General features: G+C 69.4%; 22 protein-coding genes and 2 tRNA genes. 20 read left to right on the top strand and 4 right to left on the bottom strand.

What is annotated here, in order from left to right; genetic code table 11:
* The first annotated feature begins 112 nt into the window (after positions 1–112).
* The 13 genes from F0Q34_RS18445 to F0Q34_RS18390 all read left to right on the top strand — a co-directional run bounded on the left by F0Q34_RS18445 (position 113) and on the right by F0Q34_RS18390 (position 9,584).
* The gene (locus F0Q34_RS18445; RefSeq protein ID WP_149813727.1) at positions 113–1,750 is read left to right on the top strand and encodes an acetolactate synthase large subunit; all 1,638 of its coding nucleotides are present in this window, start codon (positions 113–115) and stop codon (positions 1,748–1,750) included.
* A gap of 11 nt (positions 1,751–1,761) precedes the next feature.
* Positions 1,762–2,622, top strand: coding sequence for an alpha/beta fold hydrolase (locus F0Q34_RS18440; protein WP_149813726.1), 861 nt, complete (start codon positions 1,762–1,764; stop codon positions 2,620–2,622).
* A gap of 197 nt (positions 2,623–2,819) precedes the next feature.
* Positions 2,820–2,894, top strand: a tRNA-Thr gene (locus F0Q34_RS18435).
* A gap of 60 nt (positions 2,895–2,954) precedes the next feature.
* Positions 2,955–3,083 (top strand): hypothetical protein, encoded by a 129-nt coding sequence (locus F0Q34_RS22535; protein ID WP_277755304.1) that lies wholly within the window; start codon positions 2,955–2,957, stop codon positions 3,081–3,083.
* A gap of 110 nt (positions 3,084–3,193) precedes the next feature.
* Entirely contained in the window at positions 3,194–3,748 is a 555-nt protein-coding gene (gene dcd, locus F0Q34_RS18430; protein ID WP_149813725.1) for a dCTP deaminase, read from the top strand.
* Positions 3,749–3,763: 15 nt separating this feature from the next.
* A complete protein-coding gene (gene murA, locus F0Q34_RS18425; protein ID WP_149813724.1) occupies positions 3,764–5,029 on the top strand; it encodes a UDP-N-acetylglucosamine 1-carboxyvinyltransferase in 1,266 nt (421 codons plus the stop codon).
* Positions 5,030–5,066: 37 nt separating this feature from the next.
* Positions 5,067–5,765, top strand: coding sequence for an ATP phosphoribosyltransferase (gene hisG / locus F0Q34_RS18420; RefSeq protein WP_149813723.1), 699 nt, complete (start codon positions 5,067–5,069; stop codon positions 5,763–5,765).
* A 34-nt stretch (positions 5,766–5,799) separates the two neighbouring features.
* The gene (hisD, locus tag F0Q34_RS18415) at positions 5,800–7,101 is read left to right on the top strand and encodes a histidinol dehydrogenase (protein WP_149813722.1); all 1,302 of its coding nucleotides are present in this window, start codon (positions 5,800–5,802) and stop codon (positions 7,099–7,101) included.
* A 158-nt stretch (positions 7,102–7,259) separates the two neighbouring features.
* Positions 7,260–7,478, top strand: a complete 219-nt coding sequence (gene infA, locus F0Q34_RS18410) for a translation initiation factor IF-1 (RefSeq protein WP_007003972.1) — start codon at positions 7,260–7,262, stop codon at positions 7,476–7,478.
* Positions 7,479–7,495: 17 nt separating this feature from the next.
* On the top strand, positions 7,496–8,122 hold the full coding sequence (locus tag F0Q34_RS18405) for a Maf family protein (RefSeq protein WP_206668088.1): 627 nt from the start codon (positions 7,496–7,498) through the stop codon (positions 8,120–8,122).
* A complete protein-coding gene (locus F0Q34_RS18400; protein ID WP_149813720.1) occupies positions 8,107–9,222 on the top strand; it encodes a ribonuclease E/G in 1,116 nt (371 codons plus the stop codon). Before F0Q34_RS18405 ends, F0Q34_RS18400 begins: the two co-directional genes overlap by 16 nt.
* Positions 9,206–9,385, top strand: a complete 180-nt coding sequence (gene yacG, locus F0Q34_RS18395; protein ID WP_149813719.1) for a DNA gyrase inhibitor YacG — start codon at positions 9,206–9,208, stop codon at positions 9,383–9,385. Before F0Q34_RS18400 ends, yacG begins: the two co-directional genes overlap by 17 nt.
* 123 nt (positions 9,386–9,508) lie before the next feature.
* Positions 9,509–9,584, top strand: a tRNA-Phe gene (locus tag F0Q34_RS18390).
* Positions 9,585–9,843: 259 nt separating this feature from the next.
* Here the strand turns inward: F0Q34_RS18390 and F0Q34_RS18385 are convergent.
* From F0Q34_RS18385 to F0Q34_RS18375, 3 genes are all read right to left on the bottom strand, one after another.
* Positions 9,844–10,170: an NIPSNAP family protein gene (locus F0Q34_RS18385; protein ID WP_149813718.1), complete on the bottom strand. Its 327-nt coding sequence runs from the start codon at positions 10,168–10,170 to the stop codon at positions 9,844–9,846.
* Positions 10,171–10,354: 184 nt separating this feature from the next.
* Complete coding sequence (locus tag F0Q34_RS18380; RefSeq protein WP_149813717.1) at positions 10,355–12,436, bottom strand: hybrid sensor histidine kinase/response regulator; 2,082 nt, start codon at positions 12,434–12,436, stop codon at positions 10,355–10,357.
* Positions 12,436–13,938 (bottom strand): ATPase domain-containing protein, encoded by a 1,503-nt coding sequence (locus F0Q34_RS18375; RefSeq protein ID WP_149813716.1) that lies wholly within the window; start codon positions 13,936–13,938, stop codon positions 12,436–12,438. Before F0Q34_RS18375 ends, F0Q34_RS18380 begins: the two co-directional genes overlap by 1 nt.
* A 459-nt stretch (positions 13,939–14,397) precedes the next feature.
* On the opposite strand from F0Q34_RS18375, the gene F0Q34_RS18370 reads away from it, so the two are divergent.
* Complete coding sequence (locus F0Q34_RS18370) at positions 14,398–14,778, top strand: rhodanese-like domain-containing protein (RefSeq protein WP_149813715.1); 381 nt, start codon at positions 14,398–14,400, stop codon at positions 14,776–14,778.
* 27 nt (positions 14,779–14,805) lie between these two features.
* Here F0Q34_RS18370 and F0Q34_RS18365 read toward each other — a convergent pair whose 3' ends face one another.
* On the bottom strand, positions 14,806–15,462 hold the full coding sequence (locus F0Q34_RS18365; RefSeq protein WP_161600940.1) for a GntR family transcriptional regulator: 657 nt from the start codon (positions 15,460–15,462) through the stop codon (positions 14,806–14,808).
* 141 nt (positions 15,463–15,603) lie between these two features.
* Here F0Q34_RS18365 and F0Q34_RS18360 point away from each other — a divergent pair, with 141 nt between their 5' ends.
* From F0Q34_RS18360 to F0Q34_RS18335, 6 genes are all read left to right on the top strand, one after another.
* The gene (locus F0Q34_RS18360) at positions 15,604–16,734 is read left to right on the top strand and encodes an ABC transporter substrate-binding protein (RefSeq protein WP_149813713.1); all 1,131 of its coding nucleotides are present in this window, start codon (positions 15,604–15,606) and stop codon (positions 16,732–16,734) included.
* A 4-nt stretch (positions 16,735–16,738) separates the two neighbouring features.
* On the top strand, positions 16,739–18,466 hold the full coding sequence (locus tag F0Q34_RS18355; RefSeq protein WP_149813712.1) for an ABC transporter permease: 1,728 nt from the start codon (positions 16,739–16,741) through the stop codon (positions 18,464–18,466).
* Positions 18,459–19,553 carry an ABC transporter ATP-binding protein gene (locus F0Q34_RS18350; RefSeq protein WP_149813711.1) on the top strand — a complete coding sequence of 365 codons (1,095 nt, stop codon included), beginning with the start codon at positions 18,459–18,461 and terminating at the stop codon, positions 19,551–19,553. Before F0Q34_RS18355 ends, F0Q34_RS18350 begins: the two co-directional genes overlap by 8 nt.
* A complete protein-coding gene (locus tag F0Q34_RS18345) occupies positions 19,540–20,802 on the top strand; it encodes a CaiB/BaiF CoA transferase family protein (RefSeq protein WP_241665576.1) in 1,263 nt (420 codons plus the stop codon). The genes F0Q34_RS18350 and F0Q34_RS18345 overlap by 14 nt, the downstream gene beginning before the upstream one ends.
* On the top strand, positions 20,799–21,692 hold the full coding sequence (locus F0Q34_RS18340; protein ID WP_149813710.1) for an HpcH/HpaI aldolase/citrate lyase family protein: 894 nt from the start codon (positions 20,799–20,801) through the stop codon (positions 21,690–21,692). Before F0Q34_RS18345 ends, F0Q34_RS18340 begins: the two co-directional genes overlap by 4 nt.
* A gap of 825 nt (positions 21,693–22,517) precedes the next feature.
* Positions 22,518–23,659 (top strand): hypothetical protein (locus F0Q34_RS18335; protein ID WP_206668087.1); only part of this gene is annotated, 1,142 nt, incomplete at its 3' end.

Raw genomic sequence — 23,659 nt, 5'->3', positions numbered from 1 at the left:
CATGGAATAAGCGCGGGCGCCGCCGTCCGGTTGCCTGGGTCACCCCCGCCTCCGGGTTGCCTCCTCGGATGGCTGCCCTAACATCGTTCCCGCAACCCGAAGGAAGCTTTCCATGGCCAAAGGATCAGACCTGCTGGTGGCGGCGCTGGCCAATGAAGGTGTGGACCGCATCTTCGGCGTGCCCGGCGAGGAAAACCTCGACGTGCTGGAATCGCTTCGCCATTCCCCGATCGAGCTGGTACTGACCCGGCATGAGCAGGCTGCCGCCTTCATGGCCGCGACCTATGGCCGGTTGACCGGCCGGCCCGGCGTCTGCATCTCCACGCTGGGGCCGGGCGCGCTGAACCTGTCCACTGGCGCCGCCTATGCGCATCTGGGCGCCATGCCGATGGTGATGATCACCGGGCAGAAGGGCATCCTGTCCTCCCGCCAGGCGCGGTTCCAGGTGGTGGACGTGGTGGCCTCGATGAAGCCGCTGACCAAGCTGTCGCGGCAGATCGTCTCGCCGCAGATGATCCCGACCCTGGTGCGGGAGGCCTTCCGCATCGCCGCCGAGGAGCGGCCCGGCCCGGTGCATCTGGAACTGCCCGAGGACATCGCCGCGGAGGAATGCGGCGCGCTGCCGATGATCCCGCCGCACCCGGCCGACCTGCCGCTGGCCGGGGCCGAGGCGCTGGACCGTGCCGCGGCGATGATCCTGGCCGCCCAGCGGCCGTTGGTGATGCTGGGCGCCGCCGCCTCCCGCCCGCGCTCCACCGCCGATCTCGCGCAGTTCGTGCTGCGCAGCGGCATCCCCTATTTCACCACGCAGATGGGCAAGGGCACGGTGCCGGGCGGCACGGCGCTCTACATGGGCACGGCCGCCTTGTCCGAGCGCGACTATGTCCATGAGGCGATCGAGCGCGCCGACCTGATCATCACCATCGGCCACGACACCATCGAGAAGCCGCCCTTCATCATGGGCCCCGGCGGGCCGCAGGTAATCTATGTCGGCTACCAGCCGGCGACAGTGGAGCAGGTCTACTTCCCGCAGGCCGAGGTGGTGGGCGATATCGGCCCCTCGCTTCGCCTGCTGGCCGACCGCATCGAGGGACGCATTCCCAATGCCGGGGCCTTGCTGCCGCTGCGGGAGGGCATCCTGGCCCGCATCGCCGACCGCGCGACCGAGGAACGCTTCACGCCGCAGCGCATCGTGCATGACGTCCGGCAGGTGATCCCGGCCGATGGCATCGTCGCGCTCGACAACGGCATGTACAAGATCTGGTTCGCCCGCAACTACCGCACGACGCAGGCGAACACGCTGCTGCTGGACAATGCGCTGGCCACCATGGGCGCCGGCCTGCCCTCGGCGATGATGGCGGCGATGCTGCATCCCGGGCGGCGCGTGCTGGCCGTGTGCGGCGATGGCGGCTTCATGATGAACAGCCAGGAAATGGAAACCGCCATCCGCCTGAAGCTGAACCTGGTGGTGCTGATCCTGGAGGATGGCGCCTATGGCATGATCCGCTGGAAGCAGGCCGTGGACCGGTTCGCCGATTTCGGCATGACCTTCGGCAACCCGGATTTCGTGCGCTACGCCGAGAGCTACGGCGCCAAGGGCTGGCGAGTGTCGGCGATCGGCGATTTCGTGCCGACGCTGGAGCAGGCCTTCACCGAGGGCGGCGTCCACCTCGTCACCGTGCCGGTGGATTATTCCGAGAACACCCGCGTGCTGGTGGACGAGCTGAAGGCTCGCCTGCCGGTGACCTGAGGGGCAGCCCGATGCTTGCGCGCCTTCGCGGCACCGAGATCTTCTTCGACATCGAGGGCATGGGACTGGTGCCGGATGGCCCGCGCATGCGCGAGCGCCCCGTTGCCATGATCCTGCATGGCGGGCCGGGGGGCGACCACAGCGGCTTCAAGCCCGGCTTCTCGCCCCTCGCGGAGCGCATGCAGCTCGTCTATGTCGATCATCGTGGCCAGGGCCGCTCGGCCAGGGGCGATCCGGCACGCTACACGCTGGACGAGAATGTCGAGGACCTGGAGGCGCTGCGCCGGCATCTTGGCCTTGGGCCGGTGGTGTCCATCGGCACCTCCTATGGCGGCATGGTGGCGATGGCGCATGCGGCGCGCTACCCCGAGGCCGTGTCGCACCTTGTCTGCGTTGTCACCGCCGCGCATTCCGGCTTCGTGGCCCGCGCGCAGCAGATCGTGGCGGAGCGCGGCACGCCGGAACAACAGCGCGTCTGCCAGATGCTGTGGGATGGCGCGCTGGATACGGTGGAGAAGCTGAAGCACTATTACGCCGTGATGGGGCCGCTTTACTCCACCACCTTCGATGAGGCCAAGAGCCGCGACGGCCGCGCCCGCGCCCTGCATGAGCCGGAGGCCCTGAACCGCGCCTTCCGCCCCGGTGGCTTCCTGCGTTCCTTCGACCTGAGGCCGGAATTGCGGAACATCACCGCGCGCACGCTGGTCCTGGCCGGCGCGCATGACTGGATCTGCGCCCCCGAGTTTTCCGAGGAGATCCACCGCCTGATCCCCGGCTCCGACCTCCGCGTCTTCCGCAACAGCAGCCATTCCATCCGCGCCGACGAGCCGGAGGCGATGATGGATGCCATCAAGGGCTTCATCGTCTATTGAAGCCACCCGGGCCGTGGGCCGGACCGGGTGGAACCATCGGACGGGCGCCGGCCCTCCGGGCAGCCCCTCCCTGGGGCAGATAGGAACCGCCAAGCAGGTTTCGCCGCGATAAGCGGCCGAAATCGCTTCCAATCGCAGATCGGCTCTTGCGCGGCCGGCCGCTTCCGCCTAGGAACCGCCTCGCTTTCACGGCGCCCGCTGCTGTAGCTCAGTGGTAGAGCACTCCCTTGGTAAGGGAGAGGTCGACAGTTCAATCCTGTCCAGCAGCACCATTCTTCCGGTCCCGTCGCCCGATGGCCCAGCCTCCCGAACCACCCAAGACCCCTGCCGCCATGGCCCAGGCCGAACGCGAAGCCCGCCGCGCCGCCGCGCTGCGCGAGAATCTGCGCCGCCGCAAGGCGCAAAGCCGCGCCCGGGCCGAGGGCGAGGCCCCGCCTCCACCGCCCCGGCCGCGGGACTGACACGCGGCGCCGGGCAGCCCTGGCGGTTATTGCCTGGATGGTTGCCCCTGGCGCCACCCTGCGGTATCCCGGCCGACCTTCCCGTCCCGCCGCCGCACGGAACCTGGCCCATGCCCATCATGCCCGACAGCTGGATCCGCCGCATGGCGACGGAGAACGGCATGATCGAACCCTTCGTTGAAAGCCAGCGCCGCGAGGGGGTGATCTCCTTCGGCCTGTCCTCCTATGGCTATGACGCCCGCGTGGCGGATGAGTTCAAGGTCTTCACCAATGTGGACAACGCATTGGTGGACCCCAAGAAGTTCGCCGAGGACAGCTTCGTCACCCGCAAGGGCGACACCTGCATCATTCCGCCCAATTCCTTCGCGCTCGCCCACACGGTGGAATATTTCCGCATCCCGCGCGACGTGCTGGTGATCTGCCTCGGCAAGTCCACCTATGCCCGCTGCGGCCTGATCGTGAACGTGACCCCGCTGGAGCCGGAATGGGAAGGCCAGGTCACCATCGAGATTTCCAACACCACCCCGCTGCCCGCCCGCATCTACGCCAATGAGGGCATCTGCCAGTTCCTGTTCCTGCAGGGCGCGGGCGAGCCCGAGGTCTCCTATGCGGACCGCCGCGGCAAGTATATGGGCCAGCGCGGCGTCTCGCTGCCGAAGCTGTAAGGGAAAATCCCCCGCATGGACCGCATCCGCATTCGCGGCGGCCGCCGCCTTGAGGGCCGCATCGCCATTGGCGGCGCCAAGAACGCGGCGCTGCCGCTGATGGCCACCGGCCTGCTGACGCATGAGGCGGTGGTGCTGACCAACGCGCCGGCGCTGTCCGACATCGCCACCATGGGGGGATTGCTGGCGCAGCACGGCCTGCGGGTGGAGCATGACACCGCCTCCCGCCGCATCTCCCTCGATGGCGCCGCCACCGATTTCGAGGCGCCCTATGACCTGGTGCGCAAGATGCGCGCCTCGGTGCTGGTGCTGGGGCCGCTGCTGGCGCGCTACGGCCAGGCCCGCGTTTCTCTGCCCGGCGGCTGCGCCATCGGCACCCGCCCCGTCGATCTCCACCTGAAGGGGCTGGAGCAGATGGGTGCGGTGATCGAGCTGGACGCCGGCTACATCAATGCCCGCGTGCCCGATGGCGGCCGCCTCAAGGGTGCCCGCATCCTGTTCACCCAGGTTGCCGCGGGCGCCACCGAGAACCTGCTGATGGCCGCCACCCTGGCGGAAGGCACCACCGAGCTGGTCAACGCGGCCCGCGAGCCGGAGATCAGCGATCTCGCCCATTGCCTGCTCTCGATGGGCGCGCGCATCGAGGGCATCGGCACCGACCGGCTGGTGATCGAGGGGGTGGACAGCCTGCATGGCACCGCCCACCCCATCCTGCCCGATCGCATCGAGGCCGGCACCTTCGCCTGCGCCGGCGCCATCACCGGCGGCGAGCTGCTGCTCGAAGGGATGCGGCTCGACCTGTTCGGCGCCTGCACCCGCTCCCTGCGCGAAGCCGGGGTGGAACTGCTGGAGGAAGCCGATGGCGTGCGCGCCCGCCGCCTGAACGGCCTGCACGGCGTCGATGTGATGACGGAGCCCTTCCCCGGCTTCGCCACCGACATGCAGGCCCAGTTCATGGCGCTGATGGCGGTGGCCGAAGGCGCCTCGATGATCACGGAAACGATCTTCGAGAACCGCTTCATGCACGTCCCGGAGCTGACGCGCATGGGTGCGCGGATCAACGCGCACGGTTCCTCCGCCATTGTGCGTGGCGTCGGCAAGCTGTCCGGCGCCCCGGTCATGGCGACGGATCTGCGCGCCTCCGTTTCGCTGATCATCGCCGGCCTGGCCGCCGAGGGCGAGACGGTGGTGAACCGCGTTTACCACCTCGACCGCGGCTATGAGCGGGTGGAACAGAAGCTGGCAGCCGCCGGCGCCGACATCGAGCGCATCGCCGGCTGATCTGGCACGGCATGCCAAGGCAGTGATAGAACCGCCCATGGACCAGCCCATCAACCACAAGACCACAGCCAGCGGCGCCGAGGGCGCCCAGCTCGTCCTGGCGCTGCCCAAGGGGCGCATCCTCAAGGAGGTGTCGCCGCTGCTGGCGCGCGCCGGCATCCGGCCGGCCGCCGATTTCCATGACGAAACCTCCCGCCGCCTGCGCTTTGAGACCAACGACCCCGATCTCGACGTGATCCGGGTCCGTTCCTTCGACGTCGCGACCTTTGTGGCCTTCGGCGCGGCGCAGATCGGCATCTGCGGAGCCGACGTGCTGATGGAGTTCGACTACCCCGAGATCTATGCCCCGCTCGACCTCGGCATCGGCGCCTGCCGCGTTTCGGTGGCCGAGCCGGTGGGCGGCGCCGGCGCCCAGGGCATGGCGCGGCAATCGCGCGTCGCGGTGGCCAGCAAGTATCCCAACATCGCCCGCCGGCATTTCGCCGCCAAGGGCATCCAGGCCGAGGTGGTCCATCTCAACGGCGCCATGGAGCTGGCCCCCTCCCTTGGCCTGTCGCGGCTGATCGTCGACCTGGTGCAGACCGGCTCCACCCTGAAGGCCAACGGGCTGGTGGAAACCGACGTGATCGCCCAGGTCACCTCCCGCTTGATCGTCAACCGCACAGCGCTGAAGACAAGGCCGGAGGCGATCGGCGAATGGCTGTCCCGCTTCCGCGCCGCCCTGGCCAGCGCCTGATGCAGGCCGTCCGCCCCACCCTGGAACCCGCGCCATGATCCGCCTGTCCACCACCCAGTCCGGCTTCGAGGCCGAGTTCCGCGCTCTGCTCGACCAGGCGCGGGAAACCACCGCGCAGGTGGATGCGGCGGTGGCCTCCATCATTGCGGAGGTCCGCAAGGGCCGCGACGCGGCGTTGCTCGACCTTACGGCCCGCTTCGATCGCTGGCAGCCGGAAGGCGCCGCGGGGCTGCGGGTTTCCGCCGCCGAGATCGACGCGGCCCGCGCCCGCTGCGCGCCCGAATTGCTGGACGCGCTGGACCTCGCCGCCACCCGCATCGAGCGCTTCCACGCCGCCCAGCTGCCGAACGACGTGGAGCTGGACGACACGCTGGGCCTGACGCTCGGCATGCGCTGGGGCGCGGTGGATGCGGTCGGCATCTATGTGCCGGGCGGCAAGGCCGCCTACCCGTCCTCGGTGCTGATGAACGCGGTGCCGGCCGCCGTCGCCGGGGTGCAGCGCATCGCGATGGCGGTGCCGACGCCCGATGGCGTGCTGAACGACCTGGTGCTGGCCGCCGCGCACCGGGCCGGCGTGACCGAGATCTGGCGCATCGGCGGCGCCCAGGCCATCGCCGCCCTGGCCTGGGGCACCGAAAGCATCGCCCCGGTGGACCGCATCGCCGGCCCCGGCAACGCCTATGTCGCGGAGGCCAAGCGCCAGGTCTTCGGCCGCGTCGGCATCGATTCCATCGCCGGGCCTTCCGAGGTGGTGGTGCTGGCCGACGCGTCGCAGAACCCGTCGCTGATCGCCATCGACCTGCTGGCCCAGGCCGAGCACGATGAAAGCGCCCAGGCCATCCTGATCACCACCAGCGCGCAGATGGCCCATGCCGTCGAGCATGCGGTGGCCGAGCATCTCACGACCCTGCCCCGCTCCGCCATCGCCGGCGCCTCCTGGGAGAAGCATGGCGCCATCATCGTGGTGCGCGACTGGGAGGAAGGCGCCGCCCTGGTGGACCGCCTGGCGCCCGAGCACCTGGAGGTCATGGTGGCCGAGCCGCAGGCCCTGTTCGCCCGCATCCGCCATGCCGGCGCCGCCTTCCTCGGCGCCAACTGCCCCGAGGCGCTGGGCGACTACGTGGCCGGGCCCAACCATGTGCTGCCCACCGGCCGCACCGCCCGCTTCGCTTCCGGCCTGTCGGTGTTCGACTTCCTGAAGCGCACCACCTGGATCAGCGCCGAGCGGCGCGGGCTGGACGCCATCGGCCCCGCCGCCGTGGCCCTGGCCGAGGCGGAGGGCCTGTCCGCCCATGCCCGCTCCATTGCCCTGCGCCTCGGCCAGGGCGCCGGTTAACCGCCCCCGTTGAAGATTGCGCGCGCAGCCGCCATTTCTGTTGCGGATGCGACAGGGCTGGGCGACATGCCCCTTGTCATCCTTGACCGGGGGAGCGTGGGCCATCATGGTCCGCGCCGCCCGCCCGTTCCCGCAGCAGCACCGCCGAAAGAGGCCTGATGTCGAAAGAAGATATGATTGAGTTCAGCGGCCAGGTCGTTGAACTTCTGCCCAACGCCATGTTCCGCGTGAAGCTCGACAACGAGCACATGGTCCTGGCCCATACCAGCGGCAAGATGCGCAAGAATCGCATCCGCGTGCTGGCCGGGGACCGCGTGAATGTCGAGATGACGCCATACGACCTGACCAAGGGCCGCATCACTTTCCGGTTCAAGTAATGTCCGAGGCGGGCCAGATGGCCCCCCTGGTGCCCTCCTCGGCCCGCGCCGAGGCTCCGGCCGCGGTGCGCCCTCCCCTGATCCTGGCCAGCGGCAGTCCCCGGCGCCTCGAATTGCTGCGCCGCATCGGCGTGGCGCCGGCGCGCGTGCTGCCCCCCGAGATCGACGAATCGCCGCTGCGGCAGGAACTTCCCCGTCCGCTGGCCGGCCGCCTGTCCCAGGCCAAGGCTCGCGCCGTGATGGCGCTGGAGCCGCATGCGCTGGTTCTGGCCGCCGACACAGTGGTGGGCGTCGGCCGCCGCATCCTGCCCAAGGCGGAAACCGAGGCGCAGGCCCGCGACTGCCTGGCGCTGATCTCCGGCCGCCGCCACCGGGTCTATACCGGGGTCGCGCTTGGCCTGCCGGATGGGCGGCTGCTCACCCGCGTGGTGGAAAGCATTGTCACCTTCCAGCGGCTGACGCCGCAGCAGGTCGAGGCCTACATCGCTTCTGGCGAATGGCGCGGCAAGGCGGGCGGCTACACCATCCAGGAATCGGCCGAGGCCTTTGTGCGCTTCCTGTCCGGCAGCCATTCCAACGTGGTGGGCCTGCCGCTGCACGAAACCGCGCAATTGCTGCGGGGCGTCGGATGGCTGCGCCCCTGATCCTGGTTTCGGTTTCGCCCGGGGAGCAGCGCACCGCCCTTTGGCGGGACGGCCGGCTGGAGGCCGCCTTTGTTGAGCGGCCTTTCGACATGGAAGGGCTGGGCGACGTGCATGTCGGCCGTGTTTCCGCGCGCGCTCCGGCCATGGCGGGCGCCTTTGTGGCGCTGGCCGGCGGCGTCACGGGCTTCCTGCCGGATTCCGCCGGCGCCAAGGGCCGCGGCGAGGGCGAATGGCTGCGGGTGACCGTCAGCCGCGCCGCGCAGGGGGGCAAGGGCCCCCGCCTTGCGCTGCATCCAGGCACGGAGCCGCTGGCAGGGCCGCCCCGCCTGCTGGCGCCCGGCCCCGACGCGCCGCTGCTCCTGGCCGAGGCGCACCCTGCCCTGACCCTGCGCGTCGATCATCCGGCCACTGCGGCCAGGCTGCGCGCCAGGCTGGGGCGCGAACGGGTGGAGCTGATCGCCACGCCGGCCTTTGACGAGCCGGTGGAGGACGAATTCACCCAGCTCACCGGCTCCGAGGTTCCGCTGCCGGGGGGCGGGCGGCTCACCCTGCATCCAACCTCCGCGCTGCTGGCGATCGACATCGATGCCGGCGGCCTCGCCGGGGGCCGCGATGCCACGGCGCATCGCGACCTGAACGCACGCGCCCTGGCTGAAGCCGCGCGGCAGATCCGGCTACGCCACCTCGCCGGGGCCATCCTGATCGACATGGCCGGCATGCCGGCGGCCCGGCGGCGGGAACTGATGCCGGGCTTCACAGCCGAATTGCGGCAGGACCCGCTGGCGCGGCTGGTGGGGATCACCGGCCTCGGCCTGCTGGAGGTGCAGCGCCGCCGCGTGCGCCGGCCGCTGCACGAAGTGCTGGGGCTGCCCCTGTCACCGCTCAGCCATGGCCTCGCGGCGCTGCGGCAAGGGCTTGTGGCGGCGCGGCGGCGCCCGGGAGCCAGGCTGGTCCTGTCCGCCGCGCCTTCCGTGCTGGCCGCCCTGCGTCAGGCCGGCGATACATTGGCGGTCTTCGCGGCCGAGGCAGGGCCACTGGAGCTGCGCCCCGAGCCGCTTCGTCCCCTGGGGGAGGAACATATCCATGCCGAACAAGCCTGAGGCCAAGGCCGCCCGCTGCCCCGTTTGCGGCAAATCCGCCGCATCGCCTTTTCGCCCTTTCTGCTCGCAGCGGTGCAAGCAGGTGGATCTCGGCCGCTGGCTCAGCGGAAGCTATGCCATACCCGGCACGCCCGCCGAGCCGGAAGAAGACAAGCAGGACTGAGGCCAGGACAGGCCTGAGCGAAACAATCGACCGGGCATTGATTTGGTGTCTGGACAGCCCCGCCGAGGTCGGGTATTTCGCGGCACCTCACCACGGTGTCTCGAAAGCGGCGCCGCAGCTTGGGCCCAGATAGCTCAGTTGGTAGAGCATGCGACTGAAAATCGCAGTGTCGCTGGTTCGATTCCGGCTCTGGGCACCATCTTCACTCCTTTGATTTTTCAAGTGCCATCTTCTCCCCGCGCAGGCTTTTCGGAAGCGGCATGGGCAGCGGCCCTTTGTTCATCGCGGAAGCTCCGGAAGACGCGGCACGGACATCCTGAACCGGCAGCCCGCACAGCGGCGGGATGACCACTCCCCCAGCGCTTACCGGTGGGCGCCGGCCTCATCGGTCCTGCGGGGCCCGCAGGACCGATCCGGCCTCCCGCGGCCGGCGCTTCCCGGAGAAGTGATTTCTGGCCTCAGCGGCGCGGCGGGGGCGCGAAGCCCACGGGCTGCATCAGGCTGTTGTGCTGCGACAACAGGAAGCCCGCCTCGGCGCTCAGGGCCAGATAGTTCTGCCAGCCCGGATCGGCCTGAAGCGCCGCGCGCTTGCGGGCGCGGTCGGCGGCATCCTCGTAAGCCCAGATATGCACATAGGTGTTCACGTCGCCCGTTTCGGTCACGAGATACGCGACAGGCTCGCCCAGATGCTTCCGCTGCACGGCCCAGCCATGCTCCTCGTAAAGCGCCAGGTGCTTGCGGATGGTACCGGGACGGCAGGTGTAGGTGCGATGATCGATCAGCATGGTTGCGCTCTTCCTTGATGACGCGGCCTGATGGCAGCCGGCTTCCTCCCTTGCTGCCGCGCGAGGCGCAGCAATGGTCAAGCCGATGTTAGGTCGGAACCGCGGACGAAACCAGAAAGCCGCGCCGCCCCGGATGCCGGGCCTTCTTCCCTGGCGACCCGTGGCGAAGGGCATGCCGGCGGGATCAGCCGGCGATCAGGGCCTTGATCCGCCGCCCCAAGGCTTCCAGCGAGAAAGGCTTGGTGAGAACCGCCATGCCGGGCGCGAGATGCCGCTCGCCCAGCACGGCACTTTCGGCATAGCCGGTGATGAGCAGCACCTTCAGCTCCGGCCGGAGGGCGCGGCCGGCATCCGCGAGCTGCCGGCCATTCATGCCGCCTGGCAGGCCCACATCGCTCACCAGAAGATCGATCCGGGCCGATGAGCGCAGGATGTCCAGCCCGGAGGTTCCGTTCACCGCCTCGATCGCGCCATATCCGAGTTCCCGCAGCACCTCGGTGACCAGCATGCGGACCGTGGGCTCGTCATCGACCACGAGGACGGCCTCGCCCGGCGCCGCCCGGGGCGCGGCGGCCGCGTTGCTTTCCGGCTCCGGCGGCGGCAGTTCCGCGCGATGGCGCGGCAGGTAAAGGCGGACCGTCGTTCCGTGGCCGACCGCTGAATCGATCCTCACCTGCCCGCCGGATTGCCGCACAAAGCCATAAACCATGGAAAGCCCGAGCCCGGTTCCCTGGCCAAGCGGCTTGGTCGTGAAGAAGGGATCGAACACGCGCTCGATGACATCGGGCGGCATGCCGGTCCCGGTGTCGGTGACGCTGATCGACACATACTCGCCCGGCGGCATGTCATGTCCCGGCGCCGCCTTTTCATCCAGAGCGGCATTCCCGGCCTCGATCAGGATGCTTCCGCCATCGGGCATGGCGTCGCGCGCATTGATGCACAGGTTCAGCAGCGCGTTTTCCAGCTGGTTCCGGTCGACCCGCGTGATCCAGAGATCCGGCGCGCTGGCGATCCGCATCGTGACCGAGGGACCGACCGTGCGCGTGATCAGCTCGCTCATGCCCGCGGCCAGCCTGTCCACAGCGGTGGGCACCGGGTCGAGGGTCTGCCTGCGGGAAAAAGCCAACAGCCGATGCGTCAGCGATGCCGCGCGCGCGGTCGCCTCCTGCGCCGAGGTGATGAACCGGTCCAGATCCGCCGTCCGGCCCTGCGACACCCGGATCTGCAGCAATTCCAGGCTGCCGGAGATCCCGGCGAGCAGGTTGTTGAAGTCATGCGCCAGGCCACCCGTGAGCTGGCCCACCGCCTCCATCTTCTGCGACTGGCGGAGCTGGTCTTCCGCCCATTCGCGCTGGCGCGCCTCCGCCAGCACGGCGTCATGCGCCTGCTTCAGCTCGGCGGTGCGCAGGGAGACGCGCTCCTCCAGCGTCTCGTTCAACTGGCGCAGGCGATCCTCGGCCGTTTTGCGGTCCGTGATGTCGGAGGACACACCCACCAGGCGCGGCCGGCGGCCCTGCCTGTCCCGTACGACGCGGGCACGGATCTCCGCCCAGTGGTTGCTGCCATCCGGCCAGATCGTGCGGTACTCGATCGCGTAATCGGTGCCGTTGGCGATGCTCGCCTGGACAGCTTCCTGCATCCTGTGCCGGTCCTGCGGATGAATGCCCGCCATCAGGTCGTCATAGGTGAAGGGAGCATCCGGGCCGCGGCCAAAAACGGCCTTGCAGGTCGCAGAGGCTGTCAGGACCCCGGCCTCGACATCGAACTCCCAGGAACCCAGCCGGCCCGCCAGCAAGGCGGTTTGCAGGCGGCCCTCGCTTTCGCGCAATTCCTCGATCCGCGCCCGCGCCTCGAACTGGCGCTGCCGTCCCTTGAGCGTGGATCGGGCGATGCTGACAAAGGTCGCGGGCTGGAAGGGCCGCTCCAGAAAGGACACGTTGCCCAGGATCGCGGAAAGCTGCGCGGTTGCCGGGTTCTGCGTCGCTCCCTCGCCGCGCTGAGTCAGCACAAGGAAGGGGAAGTCGGACCAGGCCGGCTGCGCGGCGATCCAGGCAGCGATGCCGCGCAGGTCCGCGTTTCTCAACGCTTCCTCGGTCACCACGGCGAAGCCGGCATCGTCGTTCAGCCCGGCCTCCAGCGCCGCCAGATCGGGGCAGATGCGGGACGCGGCGCCGGCCTCGCGCAGCAGCGCCTCGGCGATCGCCGCGTCGCGGCCGAGCGGCGTGTGGACCAGCGCAAAGGGTGGCGGCAGCGCGCGGAAGGGCATCACCTGGCCGGAGGCGTGCTCAGCAGAGGCGTTGCATTGCCAACAAAGGTCGGTACGCCCCTCAGCACGCCCTGGAAATCATGGAGCGGCTCGCCCAGGCTCAGCCCGTTCCTGTCTATGCGATATTCGCGGATCGTTTTCTCATGCGTGCCGGTGCGCTTCTTGATGATGGAAATGGCACGCCGCACCTGGCCCAACGCCTCGAAGTAGCGGAGCAGGATCACGGTGTCCGCCAGATAGGTGATGTCCACCGGGGACTGCATGTCGCCCACCAGGCCGTGCTGGGCAACGGTCAGGAACGTCGTGGCGCCTCGCCGGTTCAGGTATTGCAGCAACTCGTGGATGTGCAGGGTCAGCGCGTTCTCATCCGGCATGGCGGCCTGGTAGCCGTTGAGGCTGTCGATCACCACCGTCTTGGCCTGCGCCGCGCCGACCCGCTCCCGCACCCGGTGGGCGAACTCGCCCGGCGAGAGTTCGGCGGCGTCCACCTGCTCGATATGCAACGCCCCGCTGTCGCGCATTCCTTCCAGGTCGAAGCCCATGGCGCGGGTCCGGCTGAACAGAAGGCCCAGTTCCTCGTCAAAGACAAAGATCGCCGCCTTCTCGCCGCGCCGGATCGCGGCGGCGACGAATTGCAGCGTGAAAAGGCTCTTGCCGGTGCCTGCGGGGCCCAGGATCAGTGTGCTGGAACCTTCCTCGACCCCCCCTCCCAGCAGCGTGTCGAGCGCGGCGAGGCCGCTGGCCGTGACGCGGCGCCCGAAGCGGGAGCGATGCTCGGCCGCGACCAGGCGCGGAAACACCTGGACGCCGCCAGCCTTGATGGTGAAGTCGTGGAAGCCGCCGCGGAATGCCTGCCCGCGATATTTCAGGATCCGCAGGCGCCGCCGCTCGGCGCCGTATTCCGGCGCCCGCTCCTCCAGCCTGATCACGCCATGGACAACGCTGTGGACGGTTTTGTCGAGGGTGTCGGAGGTCAGGTCGTCCAGCAGCAGCACCGTGGCTCCGGAGCGCGCGAAGTAATGCTTCAGGGCCAGGATCTGCCGCCGGTAGCGCAGCGAGCTTTGCGCCAGAAGCCGGATCTCGGACAGGCTGTCGAGGACGATGCGGGCCGGCTGGATGCGCTCAAAGACTTCAAAGATCTGGCGCGTGGTTTCCCCCAGCTCCAGATCCGACGAATACAGCAGGCTCTGCTGCTGCGCGGCATCCAGCAGGCTTTCGGGCGGCACCAGCTCGAACACCTCGACGCTCGCCGGGATGTCCCAGCCATGCGACCGCGCGCCGTTCCGCAATTCCCGGTCGGTTTCGGAAAGGGTGATGTAGAGGCCCTTTTCCCCCTGACGCGCGCCTTCGAGCAGGAAGCTGAGCGCGATGGTGGTCTTGCCGGTGCCGGGATTGCCTTCCAGCAGGAACAGGTGGCCCGGGGCCAGTCCTCCGGCCAGGATGTCATCGAGGCCCACGACACCGGTCCGCGCCTTGTCCAGAGCATCCACGTTATTGTTCATACGGTGCTCCGATCTGGATCAGGACAACTTCGGGAAGCGAGCGCCAGTGCATCCCTGCCAGCGAGCCGGGCGATTCCGACCGGACGCGCGACGGATCATGATCCTGCTGCCCTGTCATCGCCAGTATAATGGCGCAGCGCCCGGCCAGGATGCGGTGAAGGTTTTGCAGGCTGGCCACGGGTCAAGAGCCGCCTGGCTCACCACGAGCCCCGATGCGCAGGCAGAACATGTTCGCGCCGCGATACCCAGGATGGCATGGTTCGGCCGGGCTTCGCAGGAGGAACGCTCGGCAGCTCATTGATGCATCGTGTAGAGTGGCGCCTGACGGTTTGCAATCCGCAGCTGCGGGGACGGTCTGCCTGCATCGGCGCCCCCCGTCCAGGCCGCCATTCCCCTCGCCATTTCCCTGGCGACATCCCGCGAAGCGGCGGTAAGGTCCGGCAAAACAGGAGGACGGCCATGCCGACATCGGTCAAGGACATGCTCGCGGCGGCGAATGCCGCGGTGCCCCGGATCACCCCGCAGGAAGCCACCCGCCTCATCGAGAATGGCGAGGCGCTGGTGATCGACGTGCGCGACACGGCGGAGATCCAAAGCTCCGGCAAGGTGGCGGGCGCGGTTCACGTGCCACGCGGCATGCTGGAATTTCGTGCCGATCCGGACTCTCCTTATCACGATCCCGCCTTTGACCGCGCCAGGCCCGTGCTCCTGTACTGCGCCTCCGGCGGGCGGTCGGCCCTGAGCGGCAAGACGCTGCAGGACCTTGGCTACACAGATGTCCGCAATCTTGGCGCCTTCAAGGACTGGGTGGACGCCGGCGGCAAGACGGACAAGCCCTGACGCGCCGCCGGCCACGCGGCCGGCGGCTCACCGCTCCGCCTCCTCGGCGCTGCAGGCCGGGTCATTGGCGGCAGAGCCCAGGATATGCGCCCGCACACTGGCCGCCACCGCCGCCGCATCGCCGGCGCGGAGCGCGGCCAGGATCACCCGGTGCCCTTCCGCGCTGCGCCGCACCGCCCGAAGCGAGGGCCAGAGCACCAGCGGCCAGAGCCGCGCGCGGTCCCGCACCTCCTTCGCCACCTCCACCAGGGCCTGGTTCGGCGCGAAGCCGTAGAGCGTATCGTGGAACTCCAGATTGGTGGCACTCTGGCTCGCCATGCTGCCCTCGGCGGCGGCGCGGTCAAAGGCATCGGCCTTGGCTTCCAGCAGGCGCAGCGCGGCGTCGTCGAGATGTGGCAGGGCGCTGACGGCAGCCTCCGCTTCCAGCAGCGCGCGCACGGCCAGCATGTCCCGCACGCGCCGGCGATCCGGCACGGCGATGCGGAAGCCGCGATTGGGCACATGCTCCACGGCCTGCCGCAGGGCCAGCTCGGCCAGCGCGGCGCGGATGTCGAAGCGCGTGGCGGCGAAGCGCTCCTCCAGATCGACCTGCCGCAGCCATTCGCCGGACCGGTAGGCCCCGCTGCGGATGGCTGCGGCGATCTCCGCGGCAAGATGACGCCGGGGGCGGGGTGAGCGGGTCATGCCGCGGTCACGGCTCCCTGGAAAAGAGGTGTTGCGGCAGGAAAAGCTCCGTCCTAGCCTATTGGCGCCAATAATTGCGCCAATGTGCGCTGGGGTCGAGCCCGGATCAACGGGCCGCCCCATCGGGGAAGGAAACGCAGCATGATCCGGATCGGTCGCCGCACCGCACTGGCTCTCCCTGGCCTGATCCTGGCGGATCGGGCTCTGGCCCAGGGCGGAGGCGCGCAGGGCGCGCCCGCGCATTACCCGCAAGGCTACCAGGAGGTCGTCGCGGGGGCGGAGAAGGAGGGCAACCTTCTCATCTACTCGATCATGTCGGCCGAGAACTGGCGCCCGGTCCTGGAAGGCTTCAGCCGCCGCTACCCCAAGATCCGCATCGAGACGCTGGACCTGCCGAATTCGCGCGAGGTGTTCGAGCGCTACCTCGCCGAGCGCGGCACCAACAGCCGCACCGCCGACCTGCTCGCCACCGCCGACCCTTCCGGCTGGATCGAGTTCCAGCAACGCGACGAGGTAATGCCGTATGAATCGCCCGAGGCGGCGTCCTGGCCCGGCTGGGCCAAGCCCTGGCCCGGCGTCTACACCATCTCGGCCGATCCGCTGGTCTTTATCTTCAACAAGATGCTGGTGCCGGAGGCGCAGCAGCCCAAGAGCTTCGCGCAATTTGTCCAGCTCGCGCAGGAAAACCAGGGCCGCTGGCGGAACAAGCTGACCAGCTACGGCGCGCATAATGGCGGCTTCGGCTATTCGGCCAATTTCGGCTTCGTGCAGAAGCATGGCGACCAGGCCTGGGAATGGTTCAGCAAGCTGGCCCCCGTGCAGCCGCGCTGGGAACGCTCCGGCGGGCCGATGACGGAAAAGGTCACCTCCGGCGAATACGCCGCCGGCTGGTTCGTCTCCGCCATCACCTTCTGGCCGCGCCTCAACGACCCGGCGCGCGCCCGCGTGCTCGGCTGGAATTTCATCAGCGACGGGCAGCTTGTCATCCTGCGCGGCATGGCGATCCCGAAGGGTGCCCGGAACGTCAACGCGGCCAAGCTGATGCTGGACTACATCGCCTCCCCCGAGGGCCAGACCGCGTTCGGCCGGGGCGGGCTAACCCCTGCGCATCCGGCGGTGCAGCCGGGCGAGGGCATCCGCCACACCTACAGCTCCATCGTGCAGGCGATCGGCGGCGAAAAGAACATCGCCTTCATCGACTACAAGCGCGAGATGCTCGACCAGTACGAGCCCTTCATCGAACGGTGGAAGCGCACCTACGGGGTGAGCTGACCCCATGGATGCCGCCCTGCGGCAGGTGGAGGCCGCACCCGCGCCGCCACCCGCCTTTCCGCGCGAGGTGCCGATCCAGTACGGGGCGGCGCTTCTGGTGCTGGTGCTGGTCGCCGCGCCCCTGCTGCCGGTGCTGCTGCAATCCCTGCTGGATGGCGCGCTCTACGATGATGAATACACCCTCACCCTGGCCAATTTCGCCCGGCTTGCCCGCACATCGGGCTTCGGCCAGGTGCTGCTCAACACCGTCATCCTGGCCGGGCTCACCACCATCGTCGCGCAGGGCCTCGGCACAATCGCGGCGATCCTGTTCGGCCGCACCGACATGCCCTTCGCGCGGACGCTGGGCGAGCTTTTCCTTTGGCCGCTCTACCTTTCGGCATTGGTGCTGTCCTTCGGCTGGTACGCCGTGTACGGGCCGTCCGGCTATCTGACGCTGCTCTGGCCATCGGTGCTGGGGGACGCGCCGTGGAACCTGTACTCGTTGGGCGGCATGGCGGCGATCGCCGGCGTTTCCCAGGCGCCGCTCGCCTATATCTACTGCCTGTCCTCCGCCACCCTGACCGATCCCTCGCTGGAGGAAGCGGCGCGTGTCTCGGGTGCCGGCACGGGACGCACATTGTGGCGCATCACCCTGCCGCTGATGATGCCCGCCATCGCCTACAGCGCCGTACTGAACTTCACCATCGGGCTGGAACTGCTTTCGGTGCCGCTGATCTTCGGCGATCCCGCGGGCATCACGGTGCTGACCACCTTCCTGTTCAACAACGGGATTTCCTCCCCGCGCCCCGATCACGGCCTGGTCGCCACCGCCGCGGCGCTGATGCTGGCGGTGGTCTGCTTCCTGGTCTGGCTGCAGAACCGCATGCTCGGCAACACGCGGCGCTTCATCACGCTGGGCGGCAAGGCAACGCGCCCGCGCCCCTTCCGTCTCGGCATGCTGCGCTGGCCGATCTTCGCGCTCGCGCTGCTCTACATCCTGGCCGCCGTCATCGCGCCGATCGGCATGCTGGTGCTGCGCGCCTTCACCAGCTTCCTGTCGCCGATGATCCCGCTATCGGAGGTGCTGACGGTCTCCAATTTCGTCACCATCTTTGATTACCCGGTTTATTCGCGCGCGGTGTGGAACTCCTTCGTGGTCAGCCTGGTTGGCGGCGCGCTGGCCACCGCGCTGATCGGCCTGATCGCCGTGATCGTCCACCGCTCGGAATTCCGGTTCCGCAACGCGCTGCACTATCTCGCGCTGTTTCCGCGCGCGGTGCCGGGCGTGGTGGCCGGCGTCGGCTTCTTCTATGCCTTCGCGCTGCTGCCGGGGCTCGGGGTGCTGCGCAACTCCATCTGGATCCTGGTGATCGCCTTCACCATGCGCTTCATCCCCACCGGCATCGGCGCCGTTGCGCCCATGCTGCTGCAGGTCAGCCCGGACCTGGACCGCGCCGCCCGCGTGCAGGGGGCGGATTGGTGGACCACCAGCCGCCGCATCGTCCTGCCGCTGATGCGCCCGGCGCTGGTCGGCTGCTTCACCGTGCTCTTCATTTCCTTCTTCAAGGAATATTCCACGGCGATCTTCCTGTTCGCGCCGGGCAGCGAGGTCATCGGCACGGCGCTGCTGCAACTCTGGGTGCAGGGCGAGGTCGGCCTGGTCGCGGCCCTGGCCGCCATTCAGGTGGCGGTCATCGCCGTCTGCGTCGCCGCGGTGCGCGGCCTCTTCGGGGTGAAACTGCATGGCTGACCTGGTGATCGAGGGCCTGACCAAGCGCTTCGGTGGCGTCACCGCCGTCGAGGACGTCAACCTCCATGTCGCGGATGGCGAGTTCGTCACGCTGCTCGGCCCATCCGGCTGCGGGAAATCCACCACCCTCGCCGCCGTCGCCGGGCTGGACCGCGCCGATGGCGGGCGCATCCAGGTGGGCGGCACGGTGTATTTCGATGCCGCCCGCGGCATCTACCGCCCGCCCGAAGCGCGCAGCTGCGGGCTGGTGTTCCAGAGCTACGCGCTCTGGCCGCACATGACGGTCGCCGACAACGTCGCCTTCCCGCTTTCGCTCCGCAAGGTGCCCGCCGCCGAGCGCCGCCGCCGCATCGAGGAGGTGCTGGCCCTGGTGGAGATGGAACGCTATGCGGGCCGCTACCCGCACGAGCTGTCCGGCGGGCAGCAGCAGCGCGTGGCGCTGGCCCGCACGCTGGTGTACCAGCCCGCCATCCTTCTGCTCGACGAGCCGCTGTCCAACCTCGACGCCAAGCTGCGCGACCGGGCCCGCGCCTGGCTTGGCGAATTGCGCACGCGGCTCCGCCTCACCACCATCTATGTGACGCATGACCAGATCGAGGCGCTCGCGCTGTCCGACCGCATCGTGGTGATGAATGGCGGCCGCATCGCGCAGATCGGCGCGCCGCAGGACATCTATGAGCGGCCGGCGGACCCTTTCGTCGCCGACTTCATCGGCACCACCAACTTCCTGCCCGCCCGCGTCGTCACCAGCGCTCCCGAAGGGGGCCGCGCCCTGCTGGAACTGGCCGATGGCCAGCGGATGGAAGTCCAGGCCGACCGCGCCGCCACCGCCGGCAGCCGCGTCACCCTGGCCTACCGGCCGGAGCAGATGCGCATCGCCGATGGCGCCACCGATGGCGGCGCCGTGCTGAAGACGCGGATCACCAGCCGCGCCTATGTCGGCGGCCTCTGGCAGGTGGGGCTCGATCTCGCCGGCGCGCCGCTGCGCCTGGAAACGCGCCAGCCCCCCGGGGGCGAGGAGCTTCATCTCTGGCTGCCCGAGGCGGGCGGCATCCTGTTCCGAGGAGGCGCCGATGTCGCCGCTTGATTCCCCCGATAACGGCCTGCCCCGCGCCGGCTACACCCCCGGCATGCGTGGCCCTCTCGATGGCCTCCGCGTGCTCGACCTTTCGCGGCTGGTCGCCGGCAACACCCTGACCCAGCACCTCGCGGATTTCGGCGCCACGGTGGACAAGGTGGAGCCGCGTGACGGCGACACCCTGCGCGGCTGGCGCGTGAAGGGCGTGGAAACTGCCTGGAAGGTGCATGGCCGCGGCAAGCGCAGCCTGTCCCTCGATTTCCGGCACAAGGATGCGATCCCGCTGATCCGCCGCCTCGTGCCGGGCGCCGCGATGCTGGTGGAAAGCTTCCGCCCCGGCACGCTGGAGGCGATGGGCCTAGGGCCCGAGGAATTGCTGCGCATCGAGCCGCGCCTCATCATCGTGCGCATTTCCGGCTGGGGGCAGGATGGCCCCTATAGCCGCCGCCCCGGCTTCGGCACGCTGGTCGAGGGCTTCGCCGGCTTCGCCGAGATGAACGGCTTCGCCGACCGCGAGCCGGTGCTGCCGCCGATGTACCTGGCCGACACCATTGCCGGCCTGACCGGCGCCTTCGCCGCCATGGCCGCCCTGCGGGAGGTCGAGATCAATGGCGGCAAGGGCCAGGTGATCGACCTGCCGCTGCTGGACCCGCTGTTCACCGCGCTCGGTCCGCAGGCGGCGAATTATCGCCTCACCGGCCGCACCAAGCCGCGCACCGGCAGCCGCTCCACCGGTTCCGCGCCCCGCAACGTGTACCGCACCAGCGATGGCGGCTGGGTCTGCCTGTCCGCCTCCACCCAGCGCATGGCGGAGCGGGTGCTGCGCTCCATCGGCCGGGGCGACCTTGTCGATGACCCGCGCTTCCGCACCAACGAGCAGCGCGTGGCGCATGGGGAGGAGCTGGACGCCATCATCGGCGCCTTCATCGCCGAGCGGAGCCTGGAGGAGAACGTCGCCTTCTTCGAGGCGGCCGAGGTCACCATCGGCCCTGTCTACGACATCGTCCGCTTCATGGCCGACCCGCATGTGCGGGCCCGCGCGCTGCTGGCCGAATACCCGGACGAGGACATGGGCCAGTTCCCCATGCATGCCGTTTCCTCCCGCTTTTCCGGCACCCCCGGCGCCATCCGCAGCCCGGCGCCGCGCCTCGGCCAGCACAGCCGGGACATCCTCGCCGAACACGGCTTCTCCACCACCGAGATCGAGGCCGCCCTGGATTCCGGCCTTGTTTCCATGCCCCAGGAGGCCACTCCATGAGCCCTGCCCCGCACCCGGTCTGGCGATCCGGCCTCTTTGTGCCGGTCAATGTCGAGCGCTTCCTGGCCAAGGCCGGCGAGCGCGGCGCCGACGCCATCCAGCTCGACCTGGAGGACAGCATCGCGCCGGGCGACAAGGCCGATGCGCGGCGCAAGGTCGAGGCCGCGGTCGAGCGACTGCGGCGCGAGGCGCGCTCCGACATCCTGGTGCGCATCAACCAGCCGCTGGAGGATGCGGTGCGCGACCTGGAGGCCTCGGTGCTGCCCGGCGTCGCCGCCATCATGGTGACCAAGGCGGAAGGGCCGGATCACCTCCGCCTGCTGGATGAGCTGGTGTCGCGGCTGGAACAGAAGCGCGGCCTGCCCGAGGGCGGCATCCGCTTCGTGGCGCTGATCGAGGCCCCCGGCCCCCTGGCGCAGGCGCACGCCATCGCCCGCGCAACGCCGCGCCTGGTGGGGCTTTCCCTCGGCGCCGAGGATTACGCCACCGCGATCGGCGGCGAGCCGACGCCGGACGTGTTGCTGATGCCCAAGCAGCAGATCCTCCAGGCGGCGACCGCCGCCGGGCTGATGCCGCTCGGGACCATCAGCACGGTGGCCGATTATTCCGACATCGCCGCCTACACGGAGGTGGTGCGCCGCTCCGCGAGCTTCGGCTTTGTCGGCGCCTCCGCCATCCATCCTTCCCAGGTGCCGGCCCTGAATGCCGGCTTCAGCCCTTCCCCGGAAGCCGTGGCCAAGGCCGAGCGCATTGTCGCCATGGACCGCGAGGCCGCGGCGCAGGGGCGCGGCTCCTTCGCGCTGGACGGCAAGATGATCGACATCCCGATCGTTCGCCGCGCCGAGGCGCTGCTGGCGCGGGCACGCGCCATCGCGGCGCGGCAGGGCTGACGGGCGCGGAACAGCGCCCGCCGATCCGCACCGGCGACCCGGCGTGCCTGTTCCGCCGGGTCGCCGGCGCAAGGACATGACGGCCTCCGGGGGCGCTCCGCCGTCCCGCGGCACGGCCGGACCGCTCCAAAATCCGTGATGCCCAGCCGATCGTTTTCAGATCGAAAAAGGTTGTGGATTCTAGGGCCGCGCCATAGCGTGATACTTCTGATTGGTTTTCGCACAAAAAACATCGTCATTGTCCAAGTAATTCCGGCCTTCATTGTAGCAGGGAAGATCGCAGCTGAACTCGGACCAGACTTCGCTGTTCTGTTCCACTGGGTGTTTTCGGGTCTCACCCAGGCAGAAAGGAGAGCCGACATGCCGCCATCACTTCCCTCTGCCGGCGGCTTCCTGCCCATGCCCATGAAAAGCGCGGGCAGCATCGCTGCGGGTCGCGCCTGTTTCAGCCAAGGCTTTCCATTCCGCATGCCAGGCACAGGGAAGAACGCCCGACGGCGCAGCCTTCAGGCCCCTGAGTGACGCCGGCATCAGACAAAACGGACGATGGCTGACATGGCCTCCTTTTCCCACATGCCGCAACATCCCCGACCCGGCATGGCTGACGCGGCCGGGTATGGCAGCGAAGCACAATCGGCCTCCGATGAGCGGCGTCCCCCCCGATGGCTGTTTCTGCTTCTTGGGTCAGGGGCCCTGATCGGCCTGGGAAGCGCGGGGGCGGTCTATCTCGCGCTTCTGCTCCACCCGGCTTCCGGCATCCAGGACAGGGCGGCTTTTCCGCCGCCCGCCGTTCCAAGGCCGGCCCCGCATCCCGCGGCTCCGCTGTTGCCCGTGGCGATGCCGGCCACCCCGCTGTTCGCGCAGGAACAGCCCACGCCGACGGAAGGGCAGGAAATCACCGCCCTGCAAGCCGAGATCGCCCGGCTGCTCGCCGCCGCCGACCAGCTTGACCTGGAGCTGGCGGTGCTGGAAGCGCATATCGCCCTCCCGGAAGAAAGCGGAACCGGCACGGAGCTGCCGCCGCAGCATGGTCAGCTCGCGGGCTTGCCGGACGCCTTCGCCCCGGCCGAGGAGCCATCCGGGGCGGCAGCCGGAGGGATCGCGGGCAGCGCGGCCATGGTCACGGACGATCCCCTGGCGGAGCACGGGAACGCCGCCGCGGCCAGCCTGATGGATGCGCTCCGCCTTCCGCTTGTGCCGGTGCTTGCATCGGATGACCCTCCGCAGCCAATCTCCCTCGCCGATGCCGCGGCTCTGGAGCCGCTTCGCCCCCGGGAGATCGCCGCCGAGCCCCTTGCGCTGATTTCCCCCGATGCCTTCGCGGCGGCGCCCGCCTCCCCGCCCGACAGCATGGAGGCCCTGCCGCCCATTGACGCTCCCCCGGTGCAGGGGATGCTGGTGGCCGCCGCTGCCCTGCCTGTGGCGCAAGACGTGGCCTTTGATCTGCCGATTGGCCAGCCCGGGCCGCCAGCGGCCGAAATCCAGGCAGCCAGCCCGGCGCCCCTTGACGCACCCCAGCCTGACCAGCAAGCCCTGACGCCGCCCGATGCGGCGGCCGCCGACCCGGCGGAAACGGCGCTGCCGGCCGATGTTCCCGCCGCCCCCGAAGCCGTGGCCGCATCATCCCCGCCCGCCGAAAGACCCGAAGACATCGCTGCCGCGCCGGACATCGAGAGCCCCGTTGTTCCACCTGATCAGGCCACCATGCCGGCGCAGCCACCCCCGCCGCAGAACAGCGCCGAGGTGATGCCCCCCGCACCGGCTGATACGGGGGAAGCCGCCGAGGCCGTTGCCGCCACGCCACCCTCCGCCGAGCGGGCCGACATGCCGGATGCCACGCTGGACGCCGCGACGCTGCCCACCGAGCCGGTGCCTGCGCCGCCGGGTGACTCGGAAGCCGCCGCTCCGGTCATCGTGGCGGAGGAAACGCCTTTCCCGGCGGCACCCTCCTCGGCCCCGGTCGCCAT

This window comes from Teichococcus oryzae, assembly GCF_008386565.1.
GTDB lineage: Bacteria > Pseudomonadota > Alphaproteobacteria > Acetobacterales > Acetobacteraceae > Pseudoroseomonas > Pseudoroseomonas oryzae.
The sequence above is the reverse complement of the archived record's forward strand: the minus strand, read 5'-3'. Positions and strand labels throughout refer to the sequence as shown.